The sequence below is a fragment of the Pseudomonas sp. GW823-FHT06B06 genome, assembly GCF_058795195.1.
In genome coordinates, this window is sequence record NZ_JBXAHO010000035.1 from 16,481 (window position 1) to 42,625 (window position 26,145).

31 protein-coding genes and 1 tRNA gene are annotated in these 26,145 nt (G+C 59.7%); 21 read left to right on the forward strand and 11 right to left on the reverse strand.

Annotation, left to right across the window (positions count from 1 at the left end; genetic code table 11):
* Positions 1-27: 27 nt before the first annotated feature.
* Positions 28-741, forward strand: a complete 714-nt coding sequence (gene purC / locus AC1Q8Q_RS25035) for a phosphoribosylaminoimidazolesuccinocarboxamide synthase (RefSeq protein ID WP_020797809.1) — start codon at positions 28-30, stop codon at positions 739-741.
* Between the two features lie 83 nt (positions 742-824).
* Positions 825-914 (forward strand) — tRNA-Ser (locus AC1Q8Q_RS25040).
* Between the two features lie 136 nt (positions 915-1,050).
* On the opposite strand, the gene AC1Q8Q_RS25045 is transcribed toward AC1Q8Q_RS25040, so the two are convergent.
* Positions 1,051-1,257 (reverse strand): hypothetical protein, encoded by a 207-nt coding sequence (locus tag AC1Q8Q_RS25045; protein WP_020797810.1) that lies wholly within the window; start codon positions 1,255-1,257, stop codon positions 1,051-1,053.
* A gap of 240 nt (positions 1,258-1,497) precedes the next feature.
* On the opposite strand from AC1Q8Q_RS25045, the gene AC1Q8Q_RS25050 reads away from it, so the two are divergent.
* The 3 genes from AC1Q8Q_RS25050 to AC1Q8Q_RS25060 all read left to right on the forward strand — a co-directional run bounded on the left by AC1Q8Q_RS25050 (position 1,498) and on the right by AC1Q8Q_RS25060 (position 3,676).
* Entirely contained in the window at positions 1,498-2,424 is a 927-nt protein-coding gene (locus AC1Q8Q_RS25050) for a LysR family transcriptional regulator (RefSeq protein WP_020797811.1), read from the forward strand.
* A 56-nt stretch (positions 2,425-2,480) separates the two neighbouring features.
* Complete coding sequence (locus AC1Q8Q_RS25055) at positions 2,481-2,846, forward strand: 5-carboxymethyl-2-hydroxymuconate Delta-isomerase (RefSeq protein WP_020797812.1); 366 nt, start codon at positions 2,481-2,483, stop codon at positions 2,844-2,846.
* Between the two features lie 62 nt (positions 2,847-2,908).
* Positions 2,909-3,676, forward strand: a complete 768-nt coding sequence (locus AC1Q8Q_RS25060) for a class I SAM-dependent methyltransferase (RefSeq protein ID WP_492615641.1) — start codon at positions 2,909-2,911, stop codon at positions 3,674-3,676.
* 43 nt (positions 3,677-3,719) lie between these two features.
* Here AC1Q8Q_RS25060 and AC1Q8Q_RS25065 read toward each other — a convergent pair whose 3' ends face one another.
* Positions 3,720-4,646, reverse strand: a complete 927-nt coding sequence (locus AC1Q8Q_RS25065) for a LysR family transcriptional regulator (RefSeq protein ID WP_033041867.1) — start codon at positions 4,644-4,646, stop codon at positions 3,720-3,722.
* 93 nt (positions 4,647-4,739) lie between these two features.
* The gene (locus tag AC1Q8Q_RS25070; RefSeq protein WP_033041869.1) at positions 4,740-5,918 is read right to left on the reverse strand and encodes a cyanate transporter; all 1,179 of its coding nucleotides are present in this window, start codon (positions 5,916-5,918) and stop codon (positions 4,740-4,742) included.
* Between the two features lie 12 nt (positions 5,919-5,930).
* Here AC1Q8Q_RS25070 and AC1Q8Q_RS25075 point away from each other — a divergent pair, with 12 nt between their 5' ends.
* From AC1Q8Q_RS25075 to AC1Q8Q_RS25100, 6 genes are all read left to right on the forward strand, one after another.
* Positions 5,931-6,158 (forward strand): hypothetical protein, encoded by a 228-nt coding sequence (locus tag AC1Q8Q_RS25075; protein ID WP_020797816.1) that lies wholly within the window; start codon positions 5,931-5,933, stop codon positions 6,156-6,158.
* An 88-nt stretch (positions 6,159-6,246) separates the two neighbouring features.
* Complete coding sequence (locus AC1Q8Q_RS25080) at positions 6,247-7,896, forward strand: phosphoethanolamine transferase (protein ID WP_151140901.1); 1,650 nt, start codon at positions 6,247-6,249, stop codon at positions 7,894-7,896.
* A gap of 65 nt (positions 7,897-7,961) precedes the next feature.
* Positions 7,962-8,624: a class I SAM-dependent methyltransferase gene (locus AC1Q8Q_RS25085; RefSeq protein ID WP_492615642.1), complete on the forward strand. Its 663-nt coding sequence runs from the start codon at positions 7,962-7,964 to the stop codon at positions 8,622-8,624.
* Between the two features lie 123 nt (positions 8,625-8,747).
* The gene (gene rnd, locus AC1Q8Q_RS25090) at positions 8,748-9,881 is read left to right on the forward strand and encodes a ribonuclease D (protein ID WP_020797819.1); all 1,134 of its coding nucleotides are present in this window, start codon (positions 8,748-8,750) and stop codon (positions 9,879-9,881) included.
* Complete coding sequence (locus AC1Q8Q_RS25095) at positions 9,878-10,171, forward strand: YcgL domain-containing protein (RefSeq protein WP_033041871.1); 294 nt, start codon at positions 9,878-9,880, stop codon at positions 10,169-10,171. The genes rnd and AC1Q8Q_RS25095 overlap by 4 nt, the downstream gene beginning before the upstream one ends.
* 90 nt (positions 10,172-10,261) lie before the next feature.
* Positions 10,262-11,194, forward strand: coding sequence for a D-2-hydroxyacid dehydrogenase (locus AC1Q8Q_RS25100; RefSeq protein WP_033041872.1), 933 nt, complete (start codon positions 10,262-10,264; stop codon positions 11,192-11,194).
* A 62-nt stretch (positions 11,195-11,256) separates the two neighbouring features.
* On the opposite strand, the gene AC1Q8Q_RS25105 is transcribed toward AC1Q8Q_RS25100, so the two are convergent.
* Positions 11,257-11,850 (reverse strand): nitroreductase family protein, encoded by a 594-nt coding sequence (locus AC1Q8Q_RS25105; protein ID WP_020797822.1) that lies wholly within the window; start codon positions 11,848-11,850, stop codon positions 11,257-11,259.
* A 164-nt stretch (positions 11,851-12,014) separates the two neighbouring features.
* Between AC1Q8Q_RS25105 and AC1Q8Q_RS25110 the strand changes: the two genes are divergently transcribed.
* Together AC1Q8Q_RS25110 and AC1Q8Q_RS25115 are read left to right on the forward strand one after the other, a co-directional pair.
* On the forward strand, positions 12,015-12,464 hold the full coding sequence (locus AC1Q8Q_RS25110) for a YcgN family cysteine cluster protein (protein ID WP_020797823.1): 450 nt from the start codon (positions 12,015-12,017) through the stop codon (positions 12,462-12,464).
* A 20-nt stretch (positions 12,465-12,484) separates the two neighbouring features.
* On the forward strand, positions 12,485-13,717 hold the full coding sequence (locus tag AC1Q8Q_RS25115) for a hypothetical protein (protein WP_492615643.1): 1,233 nt from the start codon (positions 12,485-12,487) through the stop codon (positions 13,715-13,717).
* An 86-nt stretch (positions 13,718-13,803) separates the two neighbouring features.
* Here AC1Q8Q_RS25115 and AC1Q8Q_RS25120 read toward each other — a convergent pair whose 3' ends face one another.
* From AC1Q8Q_RS25120 to AC1Q8Q_RS25135, 4 genes are all read right to left on the reverse strand, one after another.
* Entirely contained in the window at positions 13,804-14,175 is a 372-nt protein-coding gene (locus AC1Q8Q_RS25120; RefSeq protein WP_020797825.1) for a YgaP family membrane protein, read from the reverse strand.
* A gap of 80 nt (positions 14,176-14,255) precedes the next feature.
* Entirely contained in the window at positions 14,256-14,726 is a 471-nt protein-coding gene (locus AC1Q8Q_RS25125; RefSeq protein ID WP_007911337.1) for an RNA methyltransferase, read from the reverse strand.
* Between the two features lie 183 nt (positions 14,727-14,909).
* Positions 14,910-15,281: a YajD family HNH nuclease gene (locus AC1Q8Q_RS25130; RefSeq protein WP_007944009.1), complete on the reverse strand. Its 372-nt coding sequence runs from the start codon at positions 15,279-15,281 to the stop codon at positions 14,910-14,912.
* 48 nt (positions 15,282-15,329) lie between these two features.
* Complete coding sequence (locus AC1Q8Q_RS25135) at positions 15,330-16,016, reverse strand: spermidine synthase (RefSeq protein WP_033044494.1); 687 nt, start codon at positions 16,014-16,016, stop codon at positions 15,330-15,332.
* A gap of 94 nt (positions 16,017-16,110) precedes the next feature.
* Between AC1Q8Q_RS25135 and AC1Q8Q_RS25140 the strand changes: the two genes are divergently transcribed.
* Positions 16,111-16,401, forward strand: coding sequence for a hypothetical protein (locus AC1Q8Q_RS25140; protein WP_020797827.1), 291 nt, complete (start codon positions 16,111-16,113; stop codon positions 16,399-16,401).
* Here AC1Q8Q_RS25140 and AC1Q8Q_RS25145 read toward each other — a convergent pair.
* Entirely contained in the window at positions 16,398-16,871 is a 474-nt protein-coding gene (locus tag AC1Q8Q_RS25145; RefSeq protein ID WP_020797828.1) for a cyclic nucleotide-binding domain-containing protein, read from the reverse strand. The two genes, AC1Q8Q_RS25140 and AC1Q8Q_RS25145, sit on opposite strands and share 4 nt — an antisense overlap.
* Positions 16,872-17,061: 190 nt before the next feature.
* Complete coding sequence (locus AC1Q8Q_RS25150) at positions 17,062-19,116, reverse strand: S9 family peptidase (RefSeq protein ID WP_492615644.1); 2,055 nt, start codon at positions 19,114-19,116, stop codon at positions 17,062-17,064.
* Between the two features lie 214 nt (positions 19,117-19,330).
* Between AC1Q8Q_RS25150 and AC1Q8Q_RS25155 the strand changes: the two genes are divergently transcribed.
* From AC1Q8Q_RS25155 to AC1Q8Q_RS25165, 3 genes are read left to right on the forward strand one after another with little or no spacing between them, the layout of a single operon-like run.
* Positions 19,331-19,828, forward strand: coding sequence for a hypothetical protein (locus AC1Q8Q_RS25155; RefSeq protein ID WP_020797830.1), 498 nt, complete (start codon positions 19,331-19,333; stop codon positions 19,826-19,828).
* 32 nt (positions 19,829-19,860) lie between these two features.
* Entirely contained in the window at positions 19,861-20,637 is a 777-nt protein-coding gene (locus tag AC1Q8Q_RS25160; RefSeq protein WP_008056134.1) for a class II glutamine amidotransferase, read from the forward strand.
* A 12-nt stretch (positions 20,638-20,649) separates the two neighbouring features.
* A complete protein-coding gene (locus tag AC1Q8Q_RS25165; protein ID WP_083348394.1) occupies positions 20,650-21,192 on the forward strand; it encodes a DUF2937 family protein in 543 nt (180 codons plus the stop codon).
* Between the two features lie 117 nt (positions 21,193-21,309).
* Here the strand turns inward: AC1Q8Q_RS25165 and AC1Q8Q_RS25170 are convergent, their stop codons facing one another.
* The gene (locus tag AC1Q8Q_RS25170; RefSeq protein WP_020797832.1) at positions 21,310-22,224 is read right to left on the reverse strand and encodes a LysR family transcriptional regulator; all 915 of its coding nucleotides are present in this window, start codon (positions 22,222-22,224) and stop codon (positions 21,310-21,312) included.
* A gap of 147 nt (positions 22,225-22,371) precedes the next feature.
* Between AC1Q8Q_RS25170 and AC1Q8Q_RS25175 the strand changes: the two genes are divergently transcribed.
* The 4 genes from AC1Q8Q_RS25175 (at position 22,372) to AC1Q8Q_RS25190 (ending at position 26,108) form a co-directional block, all read left to right on the forward strand.
* The gene (locus AC1Q8Q_RS25175) at positions 22,372-23,658 is read left to right on the forward strand and encodes an MFS transporter (RefSeq protein WP_020797833.1); all 1,287 of its coding nucleotides are present in this window, start codon (positions 22,372-22,374) and stop codon (positions 23,656-23,658) included.
* A 73-nt stretch (positions 23,659-23,731) separates the two neighbouring features.
* Entirely contained in the window at positions 23,732-24,484 is a 753-nt protein-coding gene (locus tag AC1Q8Q_RS25180; RefSeq protein WP_432669155.1) for a 5-oxoprolinase subunit PxpA, read from the forward strand.
* Positions 24,481-25,185 carry a 5-oxoprolinase subunit PxpB gene (gene pxpB / locus AC1Q8Q_RS25185; protein WP_020797835.1) on the forward strand — a complete coding sequence of 235 codons (705 nt, stop codon included), beginning with the start codon at positions 24,481-24,483 and terminating at the stop codon, positions 25,183-25,185. The genes AC1Q8Q_RS25180 and pxpB overlap by 4 nt, the downstream gene beginning before the upstream one ends.
* Positions 25,182-26,108 carry a 5-oxoprolinase subunit C family protein gene (locus tag AC1Q8Q_RS25190; RefSeq protein ID WP_492615645.1) on the forward strand — a complete coding sequence of 309 codons (927 nt, stop codon included), beginning with the start codon at positions 25,182-25,184 and terminating at the stop codon, positions 26,106-26,108. Before pxpB ends, AC1Q8Q_RS25190 begins: the two co-directional genes overlap by 4 nt.
* Positions 26,109-26,145 lie beyond the last annotated feature (37 nt).

A 26,145-nucleotide genomic window follows, 5' to 3' on the forward strand; every position in this document is an offset into this window, starting at 1 on the left:
CCACCTACTTAGCAAGCGGAGCCCATCATGGAAAAACGTGAAGAACTGTACCGCGGCAAAGCCAAATCGGTTTACAAGACCGACGACGCTAACCGCTTGATCCTGCTGTTTCGCAACGACACTTCGGCGTTCGACGGCAAGCGCATCGAACAGCTCGACCGCAAAGGCATGGTGAACAACAAGTTCAATGCCTTCATCATGCAGAAACTCGAAGCCGCCGGCGTGCCGACTCAATTCGACAAGCTGCTGGGCGACAACGAATGCCTGGTGAAGAAACTCGACATGATCCCGGTTGAGTGCGTCGTGCGTAACTACGCCGCCGGCAGCCTGGTCAAGCGCCTGGGTGTTGAAGAGGGCATGAAGCTCAACCCTTACACCTTCGAACTGTTCCTGAAGGACGACGCCAAGGGCGACCCGTTCATCAACGAATCCCACGTCGTGGCGTTCGGTTGGGGCACTGCCGAGCAACTGGCGCGCATGAAGGAGCTGTCGCTCAAGGTCAACGAAGTGCTGACCAAACTGTTTGACGACGCCGGCCTGCTGTTGGTCGACTTTAAACTGGAATTCGGCGTGTTCCACGACGGCTCCATCGTCCTGGGCGACGAATTCAGCCCGGACGGCTGCCGCCTGTGGGATAAGGCCACCATGAAGAAGATGGACAAGGACCGCTTCCGCCAGGGCCTCGGTGACGTCATCGAAGCCTACGAAGAAGTCGCCAACCGTCTGGGCGTACCGCTTTAATCGACGCAAGCATCTGATAGCACAGAAAAAATTACGAAAGAGGGTTTGCTTTCGGCAAAAGTGTTGTTATGATGCGCGCCGTTGGAGAGATGCCAGAGTGGCCGAATGGGACGGATTCGAAATCCGTTGTACCTTCACCGGTACCTAGGGTTCGAATCCCTATCTCTCCGCCATTACATGGAAAAAGCCCCGTAGCTGAAAAGCTGCGGGGTTTTTTTGTTTTTGTTGTCTCGTCCTGAATTGGGTTCACAGCCTGCCTTCCTATCAGGAAGCTGCTCAGCAGAGCAGCTTCGTTCTAACCGGCCCGCCTTACGGTTGCGAATGGCCCAGTTCTTTTTTGATCAGGTCATATACGTCCTTGTGTGTGGAATTGTGCAGGGATTTTTCTTTGCAGGCCGATGCCAGGAAATTTCTCACTTCGTCCTTGGCGTGAGGATAAAGACCGACGACGTAATCGGCTTCATGCGTTTCGGTGCAGTTGAAGTACCTGTCGTCTTTCGCTTTGTCTCTAGCCATTGAAATGCTCCTTTTGTGTTTGAAGGTTGTCGTCCGGACCGTTTTTGCCCGAAGCCTCCTGAGCTTAGGGGGATGTAGCTGTCCCGCCAGAGGCGCGATGAAATCAGGAAGGGGCTGTAGGACCCGGCGCGTGAGCCTGTTGGCATTAAACGCAAATCGCTTGAGGCATTCGTTCAGTCGCGTAGACACCGCTTGTTACACCTCCCTAAACTGTCGATTGTTTTTGAGCGGGGTCAATGGATGAATCGCAACGAGCTACGCAAGGCTGACATCAACCTGATGGTGGTGTTTGAAGCGCTGATGCTGGAACGCAACGTTACCAAGGTGGCGAAGAAGTTGTTCCTCGGTCAGCCGACCATCAGTTCGGCGCTCAACCGCTTGCGTACCATGTTCAACGATCCGTTGTTCATACGTGTCGGCCATCGCATGGAGCCCACGGCGCGGGCTGAGGAGATCTTTCGGCATTTGTCGCCGGCGCTGGATTCGTTGTCGGTGGCGTTGAGCCTGACCCATGATTTCGACCCGAGCAGCAGCACCATGACTTTTCGCATCGGGATGTCCGACGATGTCGAGTACGGCCTGTTGCCGCCGTTGCTGCGGGCATTGCGCCAGGAAGCGCCGAAGGTGGTGTTCGTGGTGCAAAATGTCGATTACTGGCGTATTCCCGACTTGCTGGCGTCTGGTGACATAACGGTCGGCGTCAGCCAGACCCGCGGTCTTCCAGCCAACGCCAAGCGCAAATTGTTGCGGCATATCCAGCCCAGCGTGTTACGAGCCGATGCCAGCGATACACCGCTGACGGTCGATGAATACTGTTCGCGCCCTCATGTGCTGGTGTCCCATATTGCCAACGTCAGTGGCTTCGCTGACGAGTGGTTATCTGCGATCGGTCGCTCGCGCCAGGTGGTGCTCTCGGTGCCGCAATACAGTTCATTGCCGGCCTTGCTCGCCGGTACCGATCTACTGGCCAGCCTGCCGGATTACACGGCAGAGGCCATGGCGGCGTCCGGTCAGTTGTTCAAGGAGCCGTTTCCGTTCAAGACGCCGACCCTGGAGTTGTCCATGGTCTGGCTCAGCCACGTCGACAGCGACCCTGCCGAGCGCTGGTTGCGCTCACGACTTGAAGCCTTCATGGGCGAGCGCAATCTGTTGTCGCTGCCCCAGTGAACAAGGTGGCGCTGTGCTATATGTAAGAATTTGCCCCAACCCATAGGAGTGATGTCATGCCTCACCTGCACCTTGAATACACCGCCAACCTGCCTGAGCTGAACGCCGATGTTGCGTTGATGCGCCTGAACAATACGCTGGTGGGGTCCGGGCAGTTCGGTGCCGAATTCGACATCAAGAGTCGCGCGGTGAAGCTCGAGACGTTCAGGGTCGGCACGGCATTGGCCGAGCGGGCGTTCGTGCATGTGAAGCTCGCGATACTGAGCGGTCGCTCGGAGCAGATCAAGAAGCAGCTGTCTGAAAGTCTGCTGGCAGTGGTCAGGGATCTGTGTGAATGGCCGGCAGGGGTAGAGGTGCAGCTGTGCGTGGAGATTCTCGATATCGATCGGGAATCATATTCGAAGACATCTGTTGGTCACTGAGCCGTATCGCGTCATTGGTCAGGTTGACCAGGTGTCTCTAAACCAAAAGCGGATCACGACTCATGGCCGGTATTCGGAAAGTTGCTCAGCTGGGCTACTCATCGCAAGCTGGAACCTATGCCAGGGGGCGCCCGAGCTATCCAGGTGAGCTGGTTAGCTGGCTTATAGAGGCACTTGAGATTCATCCGGGATCGACGGTTGTTGATTTAGGCGCCGGCACCGGTAAATTCACCCAGTTGTTGGGATCAATGGACATCGATGTCGTAGCGGTCGAGCCCATAGAAGCGATGCGATCCGAGTTTGCCAGGAATCTACCGCACATCACGATCCTGGAAGGAACAGCCGAATCTATTCCGCTCAACTCCGGAGCAGCGCAAGCACTGGTATGCGCCCAAGCCTTCCACTGGTTTGCAGATGAAACGGCCCTTGCCGAGATACACCGAGTGCTTAAGCCAAACGGTCGGCTGGGCTTGATCTGGAACGTGCGTGATGAGTCGGTGGACTGGGTTGCAGCCATTACCGAGATCATTACGCCGTACGAAGGCGATACACCACGCTTTCATACCGGTGACTGGAAGTTGCCATTCACGGGGCGTTACTTTTCTGAACCCGAACTTACCTGTTTCCCGTACACACATTCAGGTGGCGTCAACGAAGTCATCATGGACCGAATTCTGTCGGTGAGTTTTATCGCCGCTCTTCCACCTGCCGAAAAGGCGAAAGTATCCGCACAGTTGCAGAAGCTGATCCAGACTCACCCGTCCCTTTGCGGGCATGAAACTATTGAGTTTCCGTATCAAACCCAAGCTTATCTGTGTCGCCGTTTATAGAGAGAACGCTCCAGTTTGAGCGTTGCTGGGCGCGCCGGTGCTTTTACGCTTGCGCACAGGCCGCGATCACTTGCTCACGTAACCAGGTGTTGGCGCTGTCCTGATCGGTTCCTTGGCGCCACTGCATGTCGAGGGTGAATCCGGGCAAGCCATCGGGCGCTTCACAGCGTTCGAAGGCGCTCTCATCGGCCAGCAATTGCTGGATGCGTCGGGGCAGGGTGAGTAGGAAGTCGGTGCCGCTGATCATCTTCAGGGCCGCGCCGTAGCTGTTGGCTCGCGCGACTATCTGGCGTTGCAGGGCTTGCTGGGCCAACCAGCCGTCAACCATGTTGCTGGTGGATGTCCAGGGTGTCGGAAACACATGCCGGCGCTCGATGAAGGTTTGCAGGCCCAGGCGTGGTTGCGACGGGGCCGCACGACGGTCGAAGACGCAGACGAAGTCATCTTGCAGCAACGTGTGCACATTGAAGTCAGCGTGCCTTCGATGGAAGTCCGGGCCGAAACCGATTGCCAGATCGAGGCTACCATCGCGCAGTGCCTGGGCCGGGATGTCGGTTTCGAGCCTGTGGACATTGACCGTCACTGCATGCTCGAAGCGCGCGAAGCGTTTCAACAGGTGGGGTAGAACCAGTTGCTCGAAGTATTCCGGTGCACAGAGATTGAAAACCGTCGGCTGCATGGACGGATCGAACGCTGACGCACTGGCATGGCACAGGTTGATGCTGTCGAGGATCTTCAGCACGTGGGGGTACATGCTGTCGGCCTTATAGGTGGGGCGCATCCCGGTGCGGGTATTGATGAACAATTCGTCTTCAAACCCGGCGCGCAGTTTTTTCAGGCAGTAACTCACGGTGGACTGGCTGACGCACAGCGCCTCGGAAACGCCGGAGACGCTGTTTTGCTCATACACGGCGACGAATACCATCAAATCCTGCATGTCGAGCTTTCGTAGCACGTTACTGTTCAGCATCCTTTCCGGCTCATGCGCAAACTTGAGCGAACGATCCTAAAGCAATGAGGGCAGCAGGAGAATCTTTCGCAGGCATGCGAGGCGCGCTGCGAGTCAGTGCATGTGCCTGGCGTAATGCCGTGGATCGAAGCGCAACGCCATCAGGATCATCAATGCCATGGCCCCGGTGAGTGACCACCAAGCCCATTCGAAAGTGCCGAACTGATCGCGGATCATCCCGGCAACCAGCGGCGAGAGGCCGGCGATCAGATAGCCGATGCCTTGCACGAACGCCGTGAGCCCACCCGCGCGCCGGGGATCGTCCAGATGATCCAGCGAGACGATCAGGCTCATCGGGAACAGTCCGCCTATTCCCAGCCCCAGCAGGCATGGCCACAGAAGGCCGAGATGTTCGGGGCTCAGGATCAACCCGCAAAAGCCAGCCATGATCAGCGCCAACAGCACCACCAGCACCAGGCGTCGATCACGGCTACGGTTGGCGATGGCCGGAGTCAGCAGGCCGGACAACACCTCCATGGCGGTCAGGAAGCCCAACAGCAACCCGGCGTTTTCTTCACTCCAGCCTTTTTCTACGTAATACGGTGCCAGCCAAGCCAGTACGCAGGTGTAGGACGCGGTGCCCAGCCCGAAAAAAGCCGCGAGCAACCAGGCGCGTGGATGGCTGAAGAACGAGCGGTTGCTCGTGGAAGCCGGCATCGGCGCCCCCGCTCGATGGCTGCACCAGAACAGCAGTGCGATCACGGCCAGCACCGCCCAGATCGCCAGGCCGATGCGCCAACTGCCTGTACGGACCATCACCAGCGGGGCGAAGGCGGCCGCAATGGCGGCACCGCCCATGATCGACGTGACGTAGAGCCCCATGCACAGGGCCACGTTGTCGCTGAATCGGGATTTGATCAGCGTCGGCATCAGCGCCTGGATCAGGGCGATGCCGATGCCGGCGAGCACGGCGCTGAGGATCAGTTCCAACGCAGTATCGAGGAACAATCGCGCAGCCGTGGCCAGGCCGATGACCACCAGCGACAGTACGACCGTGCGGTGCTCACCGAGGCGTTGGCTGACTGCCAGTCCAAAGAACATCGCCAGCCCCATGGTCATGACCGGCAGCAGGGTCAGCAGCGACGCGAGACTGAAACTCAGCGGGATATCGCCGCGAATCGCCGACAGTAAAGGTCCGACGGCGGCCATGGAGGGGCGCAGGTTGAGGGCGACCAAAATGATGCTGAACATTATCCACAGGGCGGGGCGGGAGGTTTCGCGAATGTTTTCCATAATCGGACCTTGATGAATCAGGAGCCGATTAGGCGCGAATGGTTGGCAGGCGGCAAATCAGAAAGTCTTGCGCATTATCGGGAAATTAAATACGGCGGTCATCAGCATGACTTGCAGCCTTCAGATGCTCAGAAGTTCGAGCTTGCTGAACAAGACCTGAACGATTCTCAAATAAGTAGAAAGTTTCATCGTGCATTAGGTTGGCAACCAATCGTTGGCTTCTTTTTCACGAAAAATTGATAGTCGGATGCCTAAAGTTAGTGTTGTCGCGATAAATGAAATTTTCACATTTATCGAAGGCACTTCTTTTCAGGAACAGTCGATCACCATGTTGAAGATTAAAGCCGTGCGCCCGGAGTGGGTGACACTGATTGCCAGCGCCTTTTTATTGACTGCCTTCAATTTTGTATTGTGGCAGCACCTTTTCGAAATCACCATCGCGGACGGTAAAGGCATCGTCATGCGTGTGGCGTTCGGTGCGATGATCCTTGCGGCTTTCAACATTATCCTGACCCTGCTGGCGTTCCGGCCGGTGCTCAAGCCCGTGCTGACCCTGCTGTTCATGATCAGTGCGGGCGTCGCATATTTCATGGGCCAATACGGCGTCTTGATCGACATCGGCATGTTGCGCAACTTCGCTCAAACCAATGCAACGGAAGTCCGCGACTTACTATCATTCAAATTGCTTGCGTATATCGTTTTTCTCGGTGTGTTGCCCTCCTGGTTGTTGTGGAAGACGCCGGTTAGTTATCGCCGCTGGCATCGCGAGTTATTGAGCAAGATACTCGTGACTTTTGCCTCGGCGGCGGTCATTGGTGGTGTCGCGCTGATTAACTATCAGGGGCTTTCTTCACTGTTTCGCAATCACCATGAGCTTCGCCTGATGGTGGTACCCAGCAACTACATTGGTGCCTTTTCCGGTTACTTGCGCGAGCAGGTCGCATCAGCGCGCCAGCCCTTCGTCAAGATCGGTGAAGACGCGCAACGCAACCCTGCCCTGCAAAACCATGATCGCAAGTCCCTGACGGTTCTGGTGGTCGGTGAGAGTGCCCGCGCCGAGAACTTCGGCATCCTTGGCTATAACCGCGACACCACGCCGAAACTGGATAAGGAAGCCGGGCTGATCGCGTTTACCGACGTGAAGTCCTGCGGTACTGAAACGGCGGTGTCGGTGCCTTGCATGTTCTCCAATATGGGGCGCAAGGGTTACAACGCGAGCAAGGCCAAGAACGAAGAAGGCCTGCTGGATGTACTCAAGCATGCGGGCCTCGATGTGATCTGGCGTGACAACCAGTCTGGCTGCAAAGGCACCTGCGATCGCGTCACCCTCGACGACGTCAGCAATTTGAAGGACCCGGTGCTGTGCGCCAACAGTGAATGCCGCGATGAAATCCTGCTGCAGGGTTTGCAACATTTCATCGATACCCTGAACAAAGACACAGTACTGGTATTGCACCAGATGGGCAGTCACGGTCCGGAGTATTACAAACGCTATCCGAAGGAATTCGAGCACTTTACCCCGGTCTGTCAAAGTAATGCACTGAACAACTGCAGTCGCGAAAGCATCATCAATGGTTATGACAATACGCTGGTGTACACCGACCATGTGCTGTCGACCCTGATCGATCTGTTGCGCAGCAACCAGGACAAAGTTGATACCGCGATGCTGTATCTGTCGGACCACGGCGAATCCCTGGGCGAATACAACTTGTTCCTCCATGGCACGCCTTACATGCTGGCACCGGAACAACAGAAACATGTGGCGATGCTGGCCTGGTTCTCCGACAGCTATCAGAAGTCGTTCTCGGTGGACACCCATTGCCTGCAAATGAGCCGTGAAAAGCCCTTGAGCCAGGACAACCTGTTCCATTCGATGCTGGGGCTGCTGGAGGTCAACAGCAAGGTTTATAACCAGGACCTGGATATGTTTTCCGGGTGCCGCAGGGCGGCGATCGATGGCGTACTGGCCAAAGATTGAGTGCTGCGTTCTCTATTTCATACGACGGCCTGTGGCCGGCACATCTACGCTCGAGACCCCTGCAAATGCCTGCTCAGTCACCTTCCGCCATCGAGCTCGAGTTCGCCCGGCATTATGACCAGGAGCACGCCCGCGTCTGCCTGCAGCCGCGAGCGCAAGGCCTGGGCGAGCGCCTGGCGTTCTGGCGTGACGAGCAAATGGTGCGCCGGGCGCTCAAGGTCGCCGGCGAACCGGGCCTGATTCTTGATGTGGCTTGCGGTGTCGGGCGCTTCTGGCCAGTGCTGGGTGAGCATGCGAACCGGGTGATTCTCGCGACGGATCAGTCCCAGGCTATTCTCGAGCATGCCCGTACCCACCATCCGCAGAGCCTGATGAAGCGAGTCCGGACTTTTCAAAGCTCCGCCTTCAACATTGGCTTGTCGGAAAATGCCGTTGACAGCATTTTTTGCATGCAGCTGTTTCAGCACATTGCCTGCCCCGAACTCCGTTTGGCGATGTTGGGCGAATTTTACCGGGTCAGCCGCGATACGGTGATTGTGGCGGCGCGTGTGGCTGGCCGTTTCAAGGGATGGCACACCGACGGGCAGGGGGCCGCAGCAGGGTCACTGGTCAGTAAGACCGAGCTTGAGACGCAATTCAAGCTGGCAGGTTTGTGCGTGCTCAGCCATCAGGATTTTCTGCCCGGCCTCGCAACGAGGCGGGTTTACGTGCTGGGTAAGGTCGGTTAGGCCAGGTTTGTCAGGCTATTCTTGCAGTCAGGCAGGCATTTTCGCTAAAGCTCTTGTTCAGTGGATGCGCGGAAATCGTCGGGGGCGATATATACTGCGCGCCATTCTTCAAGGGAGAGCCGTGTGGCCATCGATATTCACTGGATTCGCGACAACGATAGCCTCGGTCGGTTTTGCACCGAGTGGCAGCAGCTGCCGTTCGTTGCCCTCGACACCGAATTCATGCGGGTCGACACCTTCTACCCGATCGCAGGCCTGCTGCAGGTCGGCGATGGCGAACGTGCCTACCTGATCGATCCGTTGACCATCGATAACTGGCAGCCCCTGGCCGCCTTGCTGGAAAATCCAGCGGTGGTCAAGGTTGTCCATGCGTGTAGCGAAGACCTCGAAGTCCTGCTGCGCCTGACCGGCAGCCTGCCGGCACCGCTGTTCGATACGCAGCTGGCCGCCGCTTACCTGAACCTGGGTTTTTCCATGGGTTATTCGCGGCTGGTACAGGAAGTATTGGGGATCGACCTGCCCAAGGGCGAAACCCGTTCCGACTGGCTGCAACGCCCGCTTTCCGAGACCCAGATCAGCTACGCCGCCGAAGATGCCGTGCACCTGGCGGAAGTTTTCGTGAAATTGCGCCCGCAACTCTCCGATGACAAATACGCCTGGGTCCTGGAGGACGGTGCGGAGCTGGTGGCTAACCTGCGTCGCGAAATCGATCCGTTCGAGGTCTATCGCGACGCCAAGCTGGCCTGGAAATTGTCCCGCGCGCAGCTCGCTGTGTTGCGTGAGCTCTGCGCCTGGCGCGAGCAGGAGGCGCGTGCCCGTGACCTGCCGCGCAACCGCATCATCCGCGAGCATTCGCTGTGGCCGCTGGCGCGCACGCAACCGGACAACCTCGGCGCATTGGCGAAAATCGAAGACATGCACCCGCGTACCGTGCGTCAGGACGGCGAATTTTTGCTTGATCTGATAAAGCGCTCTGCCAGTGTGTCGCCCGAGCAATGGCCACCCGCCGTGCCTGAGCCGTTGCCGGTGGACGCCGCCGCGCTGCTCAAGCGACTCAAAGCCATCGGCCAGGCCGAAGCCGAACGCTTGAACATCGCGCCTGAGCTGATGTTGCGCAAGAAAACCCTGGAAGCCTTGCTCAAGAGTGGCTTCCCCAATGGTCCCTATCAATTGCCTGATTCGCTGCGTGGCTGGCGCCGCGAGTTGATGGGCCAGGCGCTGCTCGACAGCCTGGCCACCCCCGGAGAACAGCCTTGAAACGTATTTGCTCCATCTACCGCAGTTCGAAAAGAAACGAGATGTACCTCTATGTGCTCAAGAGCGATGCTCTGGAGCGTGTGCCAGAGCCCTTGATGGCTGCCTTCGGCAAAGCTATCCACGCGTTTGACCTGGTATTGAGCCCCGAGCGCAAACTGTCGCGCGAGGACATCACCGTCGTGCTGGAAAACCTCGAAAAGCAGGGCTATCACCTGCAAATGCCGCCAGCGGAAGACGAATACATCGAGCACTTGCCGGAAGAATTGCTGCGACGCAACGACCCCATGTGATCGACACTGGAATGATTTTGGCAAGGGCCGCATGGACGGAGCAGGACTCTGTCGGCGGCCGTATGCACTGTTTTTCGAAAGGTTTGAAGCATGCGCGTCCTGATTGCTGAACACGATCACCCGGTCTACGCCCGATTGTTGCAAGAGGCGGTGCCCGAGGTGGAAGTACTGACTAGCGGCGATTCCGCTGAATTGGCGCGTCTGGCTGCCGATTGCCCGGTCTGGCTCGGCCAACCCGACTTGCTGGCGACCCTGTTGCGCCAGGGGCATCAGCCTCAATGGTTGCAATCGACCTGGGCCGGGATCACGCCGCTGCTGGCCGATGGCTTGCCTCGGCACTATCGCCTGACTCGCGCGGTGGGAATTTTCGGTCAGGTCATGGCCGAATACGTGCTCACCTACATGCTCGGCCACGAACGTGAAGTGCTGGCACGGTTGGTCAGCCAGGTCGAGCGCAAATGGGACAGCCGTCACGGCCAGAGCCTGGCGGGGCGCAAGGTGTTGATCGTCGGTACTGGTGATATCGGGCAGACCGTGGCGCAATTTCTCGTACCCTTTGGTGTACAGCTGTATGGCATCGCCAGCGAAGCCCGTGAGCAGGCACCCTTTATCGAAGTCGGTTCGCTGGCGGACCTGCCTCGGTTGGTCGGTGAAGTGGATTATGTGGTCAATCTGCTGCCAAATACCCCGAACACCCACGATATATACGATGCAGCGCTGTTCAAGCAGTTCAAGCCAAGTGGTTTGTTCATCAATGTCGGGCGCGGTGTAGCGGTGGTGGATGCGGATCTGGTGGAGGCCTTGAAAGAAGGGCACCTGGTGGGCGCCGTGATTGACGTCTGTCGCCAGGAGCCGCTGCCGCAACGCCATCCGTTCTGGACGGCCTTCGGCCTGCTACTGACGGGCCATAGCTCGGCACCGACTTCGCCGTCGCTGATGGTGAATCTGTTCGTCGAAAACCTGCGGGCGTATCAGGCGGGTGAGGCGTTGCGCGGGGAAGTGGATTTCAATCGCGGGTACTGAAGACACCTCAATCAAAATGTGGGAGCGGGCTTGCTCGCTCCCACATTGTTTTGCGGTGTGGCTTAGAGGGTGAAGTCGCCTTCAGCAGCGAGTTCGTTCAACGGCCGCCGCGGGCTTGGCTCTTCGCGTGCTTGCAGGTACTCCGCCAGTGTCGCTTTATCCCCCAGCTTCCCGACTGCCACGGCGGCATGCAGGGCGTAGCCTTCAGGAATGTTCAGCTCCTTGCGGGTCAATTCCTGGTCGAAACCCGCCATGCCGTGGGTATGCCAGCCACTGATGCTGGCTTGCAGCGCCAGGTGGCCCCAGGCGGAACCGGTGTCGAACGTGTGCCACAGCGCCGGGGTTTCTTCGGTGGCGCCAGGCGCGGTGAAGGTGGTTTTCGAGATCACGATCACCAAAGCCGAGGCGTGTTGCGCCCAGCTGCGGTTGAATTCGTTCAGCAGGCCCAGGTAACGCTCCCAGTTCGGCGTATCGCGACGCGCATAAAGAAACCGCCAAGGCTGCGAGTTGTACGCCGACGGTGCCCAGCGTGCCGCTTCAAAGAAACTCAGCAGGGTTTCCTCAGGAATGGTTTCGCCCGTGAAGGCCCGGGGCGACCAGCGATCGGTAAACTGCGGATGGATGGCGTAATCGGCAATGCGTGGATTTGCACTCATCAAGAGATTCCTTGCTACGTTTGAAAGTGGGAGCGACGCAAAACCCTACTTGGCGGCGCAATAACTGACAAGCGTGTTGTACCGACAGTCGCCAATGCTTGGCCCGCGGGGCTGCGGGCACTAGACTGGCGGCCTTTTCACCACCTGATGTCGATGCTCGAACCATGGCCGCCAAAGTAGAACCGTTCTGGATACGCAAAACCCTCGATCAACTCGATCAGCAGGAATGGGAATCGCTGTGCGATGGCTGTGGCCTGTGCTGCCTGCAAAAGCTCGAAGATGAAGACGACAACAGCGTCTATTACACGCGTATCGCCTGCAAACTGCTGGACTTGAAAACCTGCCAGTGCAGCGATTACCCCAACCGTCGCGCCTCGGTGCCAGACTGCATCCAGCTCACACCGGGCAAGGCCGACGAGTTCAAATGGCTGCCACCGACCTGCGGCTATCGCCTGGTCAGCGAGGGCAAGGATCTGCCGTTGTGGCATCACCTGGTGTGCGGTGATCGCGACGCGGTGCACCACGAACGTATTTCCCAGTCCGGGCGCATGCTTGCCGAAGGCAGCGTGGCTGAAGAGGATTGGGAAGACCATCTGATCTTCCGCGCAGGTTAAGGTTTTACAAAGGAGTGTGTATGGCTGTGGGATGGCAGCGGGCGCTGGCCGTTGGGTTATTGTCCCTGAGCGCTCCCGCGTGGGCGGCGACGAAGAAGGTCGATCTGGATTACCACGTGCGCCTGTTGCCGCAAAGCGACCAGGCTGAAGTGCGCCTCACCCTGGCCCAGGGCTCGGCGGTACGCAGCCTGGATTTCAACCTCGGCGACGGCAGCCACTACAGTGATTTCAAGGCTGATGGCCAATGGCAGCAGACACCGGGCAAACTCACCCGTGGTGTATGGCTCCCTGCCGGGGACAAGGCCAGCCTGACTTACCGAGTTCGTATCAGCCATGGCCGCAAGAGTGGCAGCTTCGACACGCGCATCACCCCGGCCTGGGCGCTGATGCGCGGTGACGATCTGGTGCCACCCGCCAAAATCGATCAGCAGGACGGTATCGAGTTGGTGTCACGCCTGGAATTCGAGCTGCCCAATGGCTGGCAAAGCGTCGAGACCGCCTGGCCGCGCATCGGCAAGAACAAGTTTCGCATCGATAATGTTTCCCGGTTGTTCGACCGGCCCACGGGCTGGATTCTGGCGGGTCACCTCGGTAGCCGGCGTACCCGATTGGGCGAAACCGAAGTCACCGTCACCTCACCGCGAGGCCAGGGCATGCGGCGCATGGACGTGCTGACGCTGCTGACGTTCGTCTGGCCGCAGGTGCAAGCCGTGTTTCCTCGTCACCCGACCAAGTTGTTGATTGTCGGCGCCAATGACACGATGTGGCGTGGCAGTCTTTCGGCGCATGAGTCAATTTACCTGAACGCCCGCCTGCCGCTGGTCAGTGAAAACGGTACGAGTGCGTTGGTGCGCGAGTTGGCCCAAGTGTTCGGACGGATCAACGATCAGCAGCGTAGCGATTGGATCAGCGAGGGGTTTGCCGAGTACTACGCCATCGAACTGGTGCGCCGGGCCGGCGGTATGAGTGATGAGCGGTATGAGGGGCTGCACAGGAAGCTGGTCAAGGACAGCCAGAAAGTCACCAGTCTGCGCGGCGAGCAGATCAACGCTGCGCAGTTGGCCAAAGCGGTGCTGTTGCTGCAGGAACTGGACCGCGAGATTCGCCTGAAAACCCGCAACAAGCGCTCGCTCGATGATGTGATGCGCGGGGCGATGCATCTGGGGAGCGTGGATACCAAGGAGTTCGTGCAGCTTAGTGAGAGCGTGATTGGAGAGTCTTCCAAAGTCCTTGATACCGGGTTGCTTCAATAAAGATCAAAAGATCGCAGCCTGCGGCAGCTCCTACATTGGGGAGGCGTACACTCTGTAGGAGCTGCCGCAGGCTGCGATCTTTTGCTTTAAGGTTTCGGCGACTTCAAAGAATCATTGCCGGTCACGGTGGCGGTTTTGGTCGCCGCTTCGGCATTGGCCTTCAGCGTCCTCAACTCTTCCCCCGCACGCTCGATCTTCGCCCGCACGTTATTCATGTCCTGACGGCTTTTTTCCAGCAGGCTTTTGGCCGAGCTGTGACCGGTGATGCCACGGGCCAGGGCCACACCGCCGATGGCCACCTGGATCAGGCCAAGCAGGCCGCCACGACGCAAGCCCTTGCCGACCATCACTACACCGCCAGCCAGTGAGCCGATGCGTTCCCAGCCTTGGACATTCTGCTCGGAAGAGGTCTGGAACGGGGTGGATTCGATGCGCTCTACGCGTTTGAGTTCGCTCATGATCTGACTCCAGGCTTGAGTAGTGGATAGATAAGCTGACTGCCTCGACTGGCCACTTGTTCCATCGGATGTACGGCGATTCAGCGGAATTTCGGCCCCGAACGGGTGTTGAGGCCCTTGGCCATGCGGTCGTAGAGCACGACGTTGACCGTGGCGGCGAGGTTCATGCAGCCGGTGGTCGGGATATAGACCACGTCTTCGCACCAGTCACGGATCTCTTTGTCCAGCGAGCCGTCTTCCGGGCCGAAGATATACAACGCGCGGTCCGGATGGGTGTACTCCGGCAATGGGCGGGCGCCTTCGACAAGTTCCACGGCAACGGGTACGCAGTTGAGGGGCAGGATTTTCTTCAGGTCGTCGATGCCGATCAGCGGGATATCGTAATGAACGCGCTTGGTGTCGGTGACGAAGTCGGCGGCGCGCTCATAGCGCTTGCCGGTGTAGAACACCGACGCCACGCCATAACAGCCTGCGGCGCGCATCACCGAACCGACGTTCTCCGGTGACTTGGGGTTATACAAACCAATGCAGCTGTACCGTTTGTCTGCCACGAGCGGGGTGCCTTTGGGAAAAAAGCGCGATTATACGGGGATTGGGGGGGCAGCGGGCAGTTTGGAGATTGAGCAATCGCCTTCGCGAGCAGGCTCGCTCCCACAGGTTTTTTTCGCTGCATCGGAGATCCAGTGTGGGAGCGAGCCTGCTCGCGAAGGGGCCGGCTCGGGCGCTGAAGATCTTCAGTCTTCTTTCTTCATCAACCCTGCCAACGCCGCAAACGGGTTATGCGTTGCCTTGGCGATTTTTGGCGTGCTCAGCGAGCCCTCGCCGAAATACTGCTGGTCGGTATAACGCGAGTGTTCGTTGTCGTGGCAGTACAGGCACAACAGTTCCCAGTTCGAACCGTCCTGGGGGTTGTTGTCGTGGTTGTGATCGCGATGGTGCACGGTCAGTTCGCTCAGGCGCTTGCCGGAGAATTCACGGGCGCAGCGGCCGCACACGTGCGGGTACATCTTCAGGGCCTTGTCGCGGTAGCCCATTTCCTTGTCGCGCTGGTTGTCGGCGAGGATGCGGTCCAGCTTCGAGGTGTTGGTCGGGGTGGACGAACTCATGGGTTCACCTTTGTTGAATGACTAATGACGGTATAAACGCAGTTTAGCTCAGCCCTTGAGCTTCTCGGCAATCCAGATGGTGTGGCGGGTGCCCTTGTTGCCGTGGGCGAAGACCTGTACTTCCTCGGCCTTGAAACCGGCTTTCTTCAGTTTGTCGGAAAACTGTCGGTCTGCGCTGGCCGACCAGACCGCCAGCACGCCCTTGGGTCGCAGGGCCTTGGCGCAGGCGCTCAGGCCCCCGGCGGAGTAAAGCCAGCTGTTGGCCCTCTGGGTCAGGCCTTCGGGGCCGTTGTCGACGTCGAGCATGATTGCGTCAAAACCCTGCGGCTCTGCTTGCAGGACCTTGGCCACGTCTTCCAGGCGGATCACCGTGCGCGGGTCTTGCAGCGGGTTTCCGGCTTTTTCGCCCAGCGGTCCGCGGTTCCACTCCACCACGCCTGGCACCAGTTCGGCGACCACCACTTCAGCGGACTTGCCCAGGTGCTTGAGCGCCGAGGCGAGGGTGAAACCCATGCCCAGGCCCCCGATCAAAACCCGTGAGTCGGGTCTTCCCGCGACCTTGCGGCAGGGGATTTCGGCCAGGGCATCCTCGGAGCCGTGCATGCGCGTATTCATCAATTGTCCACCGTCGCCACCCTGGATCTTGATGACGAAATCTTCGCCGTACTCGAACAGGCACAGGGCTCCGCCGTTCTCGGGAATAGGGGCGGTATCGAGCAGAACAAAACGTTTCATGGGGCTCACTTGAGGAAAAATGGCGGCACAGGGAAGGCAAACAGACGCAGTTGGGAGTAGCCTGCAAGTGACCACAAGGCCAACGGAGCCATTGATGAAGCGCACTATTCTAACGGCCATTGCCCTGGCCGCGCTCTCGATAACTGCAGTGCAGGGCCAGCAGCTACAGACGACGCCGATCAGTCCCGCGCCAATGCCTGGCTCGCCGGGCACCGCAACGCCCACACCGTACCCGCAGATCAGCCCGGCACCGCTGCCAAAAGTGGGGCCGGGCAGTAGCGGCCCACCGTTGGTGCCGATCGAGATGCCAAGCCCGCCGATCAAGGACCAGCCGGTGCCGGGGATCGAGCCGAACCCACCGAAGGTCAAGTCACCCGGCGGTTAAACCTGCTGCGAGAGCAACTGTCCATCGACCATGCGCAAGCGCCGGGACAGTGAGACGGCGAGGGCGCGGATGATCTTTGCCGCGACTTTCGGCGCGTCATTGAGCATCTTTTCCAGCGAATCCTTGCCCAGGTTGAGCAACTGGCAGTGACTCGCGGCCACGCAACTGGCCGAGCGCCGTTCGCCGTCGAGTACGGCCATTTCACCGAACGAGCGGCCGCTGCGCAGCGTCGCAATGGTCACCTGCTGGCCATCACTGGCGGTCTTCTGCACGGCCACCTGGCCGGTATGGATGATGCACATGAAGCTGCCGGCATCGCCCTCGTGGAAAATTTCCTCTCCCTGGGCAATGGTGCTGAGGTTGAAATAGCCCGAGGCAGCGGCGAATTCCGCCGGTAGCAGCTGGTTGAACAGGCCGCAGTCCATCAGCCAGTTGCGAATTTCGTTGTTCAGTAAAGTGGGTTCTGACATGTCGTGCGGTCTTTATTGTTGTCTGGTTCTGTCACCACGAATTCCTGTAGGAGCTGCCGCAGGCTGCGATCTTTTGATCTTAAAAAAACAAAGTCAAAAGATCGCAGCCTTCGGCAGCTCCTACAGGGGGATCGGAATTGTATCGGCCCGAGGCGCCTGCAATTAAGACCGGTTCATCGGCCCAAGTTCCTCAGGCAACACCCAGCACCTTGAACAAAAATGCGTATTCGAGCGCTACGTCACGCAATCCCTGGTATCGACCGCTCATCCCCCCATGCCCGGCGCCCAGTTCGGTCTTGAGCAGCAGCGGATTGTTGTCGGTCTTGGTAGTGCGCAATTTCGCCACCCATTTGGCCGCTTCCCAGTACTGCACGCGGCTGTCGTTGTAGCCGGCGATCACCAGCATCGGTGGATAGGCTTGCGCGGTGACGTTTTCGTAAGGCGCGTAGGCCTTGATCCGCTCATAAACGTCAGGCTCTTGAGGGTTGCCCCACTCGTCGTATTCAGTGACGGTCAATGGCAGCTCCGGGTCGAGCATGGTGTTGAGCACATCGACGAACGGCACTTCGGCAATCGCCGCGCCAAACAGCGCCGGGCGCTGGTTGAGCACCGCCCCGATCAGCAGGCCGCCGGCACTGCCGCCGCTGATCGCCAGTTGTGGCGCGGTGGTCAGGCCTTTGGCGATCAGGTGTTCGGCGCAGGCGATGAAGTCGCTGAAGGTGTTCTGCTTGTGCTCCTGCTTGCCGGCGCGATACCAGGCTTCACCCAGTTCGCCGCCGCCGCGCACATGAGCGATGGCGAACGCCATGCCGCGATCGAGCAAACTCAGGCGGGCGTGGGAGAACCACGGGTCGAGGCTTTCGCCATAAGCGCCATAGCCGTACAGGTAGAGCGGAACCGGCTTGCCGAGCGCTTCGCGCTTGACCACCAGGCTGATCGGCACTTGTGTGCCATCGGGCGCCGTGGCCCACAGGCGCTGACTGACATAGGCGTCGGCGTCGAACGTGCCAAGCACCGGGGTTTGCTTGAGCACTTTCTGCTCGCCGCTGACCAGTTCCAGCTGGCGGATTTGCGCAGGGCGGTTCAACGCTTCGTAACGCAGGCGAATTCGCTCGCTGACGAATTCCAGGCTGTTCTGCACGTGCAGGCTATAGGCCGCGTCTGGCAATTGAACCCGATAGCTCGGCAGGTCCTGCGGGTGAACTTCGATAACCGGTAAGCCGCCGACCCGCAGGCTCAGGGTCATGGCGCTGGCATTCAGGCTCATGCCATCGATCATTACTGTGTCGCTGTGGGGAATCAGGTTCCGCCAGTCGGCCTCGGCTGGCGCCACGCCGTTATCGACGGCGGTGTACAGGGCAAAGTTGATGCCGTCGCGGTTGGTGCGGATGAACCAGGTCCATTGGCCATCGAGCGTGCCGTGGTCAACGTCGTACTCATGGTTTTCCACCCGTGGCGCTACGCAGGTAAAGGGCAGTTGTGGGAGGTTGGCGTCGAGCACCCAGACTTCGCTGGTGGTCTTGCTGCCCACCGACAGCAGCAATTGTTGTTCGGAGCTCGAACGGTAGCAGTGCATGAAGAAGCGGCCGTCCGTTTCATGGAACACCTCTTCGGCCGCCGTGCCATCGAGGCGATAGCGCAACAGCTTGTGCGGACGATGGGTGTCATCCAGCTCGCCGAAAAACAGGGTCAGGCTGTCGTTGGCCCAGGTCATGCTGCCGTCGCAGTCCTGGAACTCCAGTTCACTGACGCGACCGTCGGACAACTCCTTGACGAACAGCGTGTAGATTTCGTCGCCCGTGGAATCGATGCTGTAGGCCAGGCGCTGGTGATCGGGGCTGATGCTGAACGCACCGAGGGAAAAGAAGCCGCCTTTGGCCAGCTCGTTAGGGTCCAGCAGCAGTTGTTCCTGGCTTTCGTCGAGGACCAGGCTGTCGTCGGCCGGGCGCGGGCAGCGGTAGTGACGGGCGTATTCGTCACCCGCCGTGGTGCGCGTGTAGTACAGGTAGGGGCCCCATGGCGAGGGCAGGGACAGGTCGGTTTCGAGAATCCGGTTCTTGATCTCCTCGAACAGGGTTTCGCGCAACCCGGCCTGATCAGCGGTTTGCGCCTCCTGATAACGGTTTTCGGCCTTCAGGTAGTCGAGCACCGCAGCGCTGTCGCGCTCCTGCAGCCAGGCGTACGGGTCGGATCCTTCGGCCTTGTGGGCAATCGGGGCATCGGAAACGTTGGCGGGTAGGGGCATGAAAGGTTCTCGATCAATGTACGAAATAAGGGCTTCGCAACTTGTGGGAGCGGGCTTGCTCGCGAAGGGGCCATCGGATTCAACATCTCTGTTGACTGGCATACCGCTTTCGCGAGCAAGCCCGCTCCCACAGGGGTTGCGCGTTGCTGGCTGGATTTCGGCAGCCTGACATGCGAAAAGCCGTTATCATAAGCGCCTCTTTGCCTGCCTTGCCATGGACACCATGACCGAGAACGACTATCTGATCGCTTGGGGCCTCTACGCCTTTGCCGCTTTGGGCTGCCTGCTGGTGTGGATGCGCATCACCCGCTGGATGTGGCGCTGGCTGCGCGAACCCCTACGCTTGCTGGTGGCGGTGCTGCTGTTCAGCCCGACCATCATTGACCCGGTGAAGGAAAAAGTGGCCCCGGCCATTGCCATCACGGCGCTCGACCTGTTGTTCAAGGTCGGCAACAACGCGTGGCGGGCGATTTCCGACCTGCTGATGTACGGCATGATCGCTTTCGGCATCTACCTGGTGTTCGTGGCGATTCGTTTCGTCCTCGAGCGTGGTGCCAGGGCCCGCAAGGAACAGGCCGCCGCCGTCCAGGCCGCGATCCGTGCCGACGAGCCGGAAGAGGATCACCCCTTCGGCGGTGCCGGCGATGATCGCTACGGTCGACCGCCGGTGCCGAGCAATCCCCAGCGGATGCGCGTCGAACCCCGTCTGTAACCGTGCCCCTGCCATAAAGCGAGAGTTCGAGCATGTGTGAGTTATTGGGCATGAGCGCCAATGTCCCGACCGATATCGTGTTCAGCTTCACCGGGCTGATGCAGCGCGGTGGGCGTACCGGTCCACATCGGGACGGTTGGGGCATCGCTTTCTACGAAGGTCGGGGTTTGCGCTTGTTCCAGGACCCGGCGGCGAGTTGCGAGTCGGAAGTCGCCAACCTGGTGCAACGCTACCCGATCAAGAGCGAAGTGGTGATCGGGCATATCCGCCAGGCCAACGTCGGCAAGGTCTGCCTTTCCAACACCCATCCGTTCGTACGCGAGTTGTGGGGGCGTAACTGGTGCTTCGCGCATAATGGCCAGTTGGCAGACCTGCAACCGACGGCCAGCTTCTACCGCCCGGTTGGCGATACCGACAGCGAAGCGGCGTTCTGTGACTTGCTCAACCGTGTGCGGGCCGCGTTTCCCGAGCCCGTGGAGGTCGAAGAACTGCTGCCGGACCTGGTCGCCGCCTGCGCCGAATACCGCAGCAAGGGCGTGTTCAACTGCCTGCTCAGCGATGGCGACTGGCTGTTCTGTTATTGCTCGACCAAACTGGCGCAGATCACCCGTCGCGCCCCGTTCGGCCCGGCGCGCCTGAAGGACGTCGATGTGATCGTCGACTTCCAGGCCGAAACCACGCCCAACGATGTGGTCACGGTGATCGCCACCGAGCCCTTGACCGAAAATGAAACCTGGACCCGCTACGAGCCAGGCCAATGGAGCCTGTGGCGACGTGGTGAATGCGTCAGCCAGGGCCGGACCGAATAAGGATCATCCCCCATGTTGCTCAGTTATTTGCGGCTGGTGTTGTTTGCGGCGGGCCTGTTGATCGGTGTCCAGGTGCCGGGGTTCATCAATGATTACGCCAAGCGGGTCGAAGCGCACCTGATTGAATCGCAGGCCGGGCTGAGCGGGTTTCAGAACACCGCCAATCAATTCTTCAAGGGCGACATGCAGGCCCTGGTCGCTCACTATCGCGCCAGTGAAGACCCGATCTTTCGCAGCGACGCCGACAGCCTGGGCAACCTGCTGACTCGCCAGGTGGCGTTGGACAAGCAATTCCAGGCGATGCAAGGGCCGTGGTATATCCGCTTCCTGCAAGTAGTGTTGGCCGCGGATCCGGACATTCGCAAGGAAACCTGGAATGGCTACAGCTACCAGATCCTGCTGACCCCGGAGGCGATGATCTGGGGCATGAGCGGCGCGTTGCTGCTGTCGTTCGGGATCGAGTGCCTGTTCCGCCTGATCGATTGGGTGGTGTTGGGCGGCAAGCGCCTGCGCCAGAGCCGGCCGATCGAAGAGCGGGATCTGCGCGGGTTGTAAGTGATGATCGTTCCCACGCTCTGCGTGGGAATGCAGCCAGGGACGCTCTGCGTCCCCTCCAGAGCCGAACGCGGAGCGTCCGTTGAGGCATTCCCACGCAGAGCGTGGAAACGATCATCAGTCAGCCAGGGTAATGTAGTTTTCACCCACCCGCCGCGCATAATCCTTAAGTACTTGCTGGCACAACGTCACAATCTCCTCGACCCATTCCACGCCCACCCGCCACGACACCACCACTTGCAGGTCTGGTGGTCTCTGGTCGATGTCCAGCAAGGTCAACTCACCCCGTGCCAGTTCCTCCGCCACCAACACCGGCGGCAATGCACCGATGCCAAAACCGTCGCGCAGTAACCGGGTGATCGCCGAGACCGAGTTCACGCAGTTCAACCGTGGCGCCATGACGCCGTTGGCCTGCATCAGTGCGAGCACTTCCTGATGGGGGTGGGAGTTTTTCGAGTAGGTAATGATCCGCTCGTTCGCCAGGTCCGCGATGCCTGAGTAGTCGCGGTTGTAGAGCGAATTGCTGGCGACGATCCAGCCCATGGGGTGGCTGGCCAGTTCCAGGCTGCGCACGCTTTCCTGGCGCAGCAGGTCGGTTTGCAGGATCACATCGAGAAAGCCTTTTTGCAGCTGATCGCAGAGGTTGAGCGATGTATCGGCCACCAGTTCGATTTCCACCAGGGGGTAGTGATCGGTCATCTGCGCCACCAGCGGGCTTAGCCAGGTGTGGATCACCGTGTCCATGACACCGATGCGCACGCGGCCGGCCTTGCTTGAACGGGTCTCGATCGAATGCTTGAGCGCCTGCATGGTGTCCATCATCTGCTCGGCGTACTCGAGCACTTTCAAGCCTTCCGGTGTCAGGCTCACACCGCGCGAGTCGCGCAGGAACAGCTTCACCCCAAGCTCGCCTTCGAGCACGGCGATGCGGCTGGAAATCGACGCCTGGGTGGTGAAGAGCTTGTCGGCGGTGAGGCGGAAACTCTTGAGCCGGGCGACCCAGACGAAGGTTTCGAGAAACTTCAGGTTCATGTGATCAAGTTTTTCTTATGGCTAGGGCGGGTTTTTATTAGTTGGACGCAGAGGGCTGGCGCGTCCAAGAATCGACACATCCGGTTCCCACGATAGGCGTCGTCGGGGCTCAGAACAATACCAATAAAACCAGCGCGGAGATTTGCCATGAGTGCGCCCGACACCACCGTCATTTCGAAAGCCACGGCTCGCCCGGGACCTTTCGACTGGTATCGCAACATCAATCAGCAGGAACGCCGCACCTTCTGGAGCTGCAAGATCGGTTATGGCCTGGATGGCATGGACACCCAGATGCTCAGCTTCGTGGTGCCGACCCTGATTGCCATGTGGGGCATCACCACCGGCCAGGCCGGGCTGATCCACACCAGCACGCTGATCGCTTCGGCCATTGGTGGCTGGGTGGCGGGCATTCTCTCCGACCGCATCGGTCGCGTGCGCACCCTGCAACTGACCGTGCTGTGGTTTGCCTTCTTCACCTTCCTTTGCGGTTTCGCCCAGAGTTACGAACAGCTGCTGATTGCGCGGACCTTGATGGGCTTCGGTTTTGGCGGCGAGTGGACCGCCGGCGCGGTGTTGATCGGCGAAGTCATCCGCGCCCAGGACCGCGGCAAGGCCGTGGGCATGGTGCAATCGGGGTGGGCGCTGGGCTGGGGCCTGACCGCGATCCTGTATGCGCTGCTGTTCTCGATCATGCCGCCGGAAGACGCCTGGCGCGCGCTGTTTATCCTCGGCATCGTGCCGGCGATTTTCGTGATCTTCGTTCGCCGCCTGGTCAAGGACCCGGAAATCTACCGCGAAGCCAAAGCCAAGGAGGCGCCGAGCAATCCGTCGAAGTTCTACGAGATCTTCGCCCCCGGCATGCTCTTCACCACGATTCGCGCTTCGCTGCTGACCACCGGTGCGCTGGGCGGTTACTACGCGATTACTTCCTGGCTGCCGACGTTCCTGAAAAACGAGCGTGGTTTGAGCGTACTCGGTACCGGCGGATACCTGGCGATGGTGATCGTCGGCTCGTACGTCGGTTACGTCATCAGCGCCTATTTGACCGACATCCTCGGTCGTAAAAAGAACTTCATCCTGTTCGCCGTCGGCTCGTTCACCATTGTGCTGCTGTACACGCAAATGCCGGTCAGCAACGGTGTGATGCTGTGGCTGGGCTTTCCGCTGGGCTTCTTTGCCTCGGGGATTTTCAGCGGCATGGGCGCGTTCCTGACCGAATTGTTCCCGACCCGCATTCGCGGCTCAGGCCAGGGCTTTTGCTACAACATCGGCCGCGCGCTGGCGGCGTTGTTCCCACTGCTGATCGGCTTGCTGAGCCAGACGGTTCCATTGAGCGTTGGCATCGGTGCCTTTGCAGCGGTGTCCTACGGTGTGGTGATTCTGGCGGCCCTGAGCTTGCCGGAAACCCGTGGCAAGCAACTCGACGCCCAGTAACTGATAATCTGCGGGCGTGTCATACGGATATGTCCCACAGTTAAAAAGAATAAAGCCTACAGGAGTGTTCAGCGTGAGCCGCCTGCTATTGAACTGCGACATCGGCGAGAGTTTCGGTAACTGGACCATGGGTCTGGACGCGGAAGTCATGCCCTTCATCGATTGCGCCAACATCGCCTGTGGTTTCCATGCCGGTGACCCGAGCATCATGCGCAAGACCGTCAGCCTGGCCCTCAGCCACGGTGTACAGATCGGCGCGCATCCGGCTTACCAGGATCTGGTCGGTTTTGGCCGTCGTTCCATGGCCTATGGTGCCCAGGAACTGCAGGACATCCTGCATTACCAGATCGGCGCCCTCGACGGCATCTGCCGAGCCCAGGGCGGTCGGGTCAGCTACGTCAAACCCCACGGTGCGATGTACAACGACATGATGGCCAACCCTGCGCAATTGCGCGCCGTGCTGCAAGCGGTGGCGTCCTACGATCGCAGCCTGCCGTTGATGCTGATGGCCACCCGCGACAACAGCGCCGCGCAGCAATTGGGCGAAGAATATGGAGTGACCCTGTGGTTCGAAGCTTTCGCCGACCGCGCCTACGACAGCGCCGGCAGGCTGGTTTCGCGGCAACTGCCGGGAGCGGTGCATCACGAACCGGAGAAAATCATCGAGCAGGCGTTGATCATCGCCCGTGGCGATCACCTCACCGCCAGCGACGGCAGCGCCTTGCACTTGCAGGCCAACACCCTGTGCGTGCACGGCGACAATGCCAGTTCGGTGGCGGCCGTGCGGCGCATTCGTGAAGCCTTGAACCAGCAGGGCGCGTCATGAAACTGCGGGTAGAAGTGGTCGCGCTCGATTGCCTGATGGTGCGTCTGTTCGATGAAATCGCTGAAGCCAACATGCCATGGATGCTGGCGGCCAGTGAAAGCCTGCGGGCGGCGTTCGGCAAGGATCTGATCGACCTGGTGCCGTCCTACACGACCTTGATGGTGCATTACGACCTGACCGCGTTGAGCCCGACCCAGGCCCGGGAATTGATTGCCGAAGCGCTTATCGACCTGTCGCCCAATGCGCGCACTCGTGGCAAATGTCACGTGCTGCCGGTGTGGTACGACTTGAGCGTCGGTCCAGAGCTGAGCTTGTTGTCGCAACGCAGTGGGTTGGCGATGGAGGAGGTGATCCGTCGTCATAGCGAACGTGAGTATCAGGTGTTCGCGCTGGGATTCGCACCGGGGTTCGCGTTCATGGGCCTGGTGGACGAGGCACTCGCCGCACCGCGTCTGAGCACGCCACGCAAGAAGGTTGCCGCCGGCAGCGTTGGTATCGCCGAAAGGCAGACGGCCGCCTATCCAGTGGTATCGCCCGGCGGCTGGAACCTGATCGGCCGCACGCCGGCCAAATTGTTCGATCGCAACCGTGACGGCTACAGCTTGATGCAGCCGGGTGACACCGTGCGTTTCGAAGCGGTCGACCATGCCGAGTTCATCAACCTGGGCGGTGACGACACGCCACTGGAGGCCCAGGCATGAGCCGTCTGACGATTGAAGCGAGTACACCGCTGTGCCTGTTGCAGGACGCAGGCCGTTTCGGCGTGCGCCATCTGGGCGTGACCCAGGGCGGCGCGGCTGATTGGCGTTCGATGTCGTGGGCCAATTGGTTGCTGGGTAACGGGCTGGATGCACCGGTGATCGAAATCACCCTGGGCGGGTTCACCGTAGTAGCCGAGGACGATTGCGTGCTCGCGCTGGCCGGGGCAGATCTTGGCGCGCGGGTGGACGACGAGCCGCTGGCACCCTGGCGCAGTTTCCGGCTGAACAAAGGTCAGCGCTTGCAGTTCAGCCAGCCCTTGCTCGGCGCCCGGGCCTATCTGGCCGCGCCAGGTGGTTTTGATGCGCCGAAGGTGTTGGGCAGCAGCTCGACGGTGGTGCGTGAGGAGCTTGGCGGACTGGATGGCATGGGCCATGCGCTGAGCAAAGGCGCGAGTTTGAACTATTCGGGCAATTCGGTGATGTTGCTGCGCAAACTGACCGCCGATCAGCGGCCAGACCTGAAGCTTGATACGCCGTTGGACCTGGTGCTCGGTGCGCAGATCGGTGAGTTCAGCGGGCAGAGCCTGTTCGATGCATTCAACAGCGTGTGGAACGTCGACAGCCGTGCCGACCGGATGGGTATTCGGCTGTTGGGACCGGCGTTGCAATACCAAGGCAAACCGATGATTTCCGAGGGCATTCCATTGGGGGCTGTGCAAGTGCCGCCGGACGGCCAGCCGATCGTGCTGCTCAATGATCGGCAGACCATTGGCGGTTATCCGCGGTTGGGGGCATTGACGCCGTTGGCGCTGGCGCGATTGGCGCAGTGTTTGCCGGGGGCGCAGGTGCGGTTGCGGCCGGTGGTGCAGGAGGTGGCGCATCGCGAACAAGTCGAGTATTTGCGTCTGTTTTTGAACCATTAAAAAGCTTCGTCGGAACGCCGCCCGGAGCAAGCTCGCT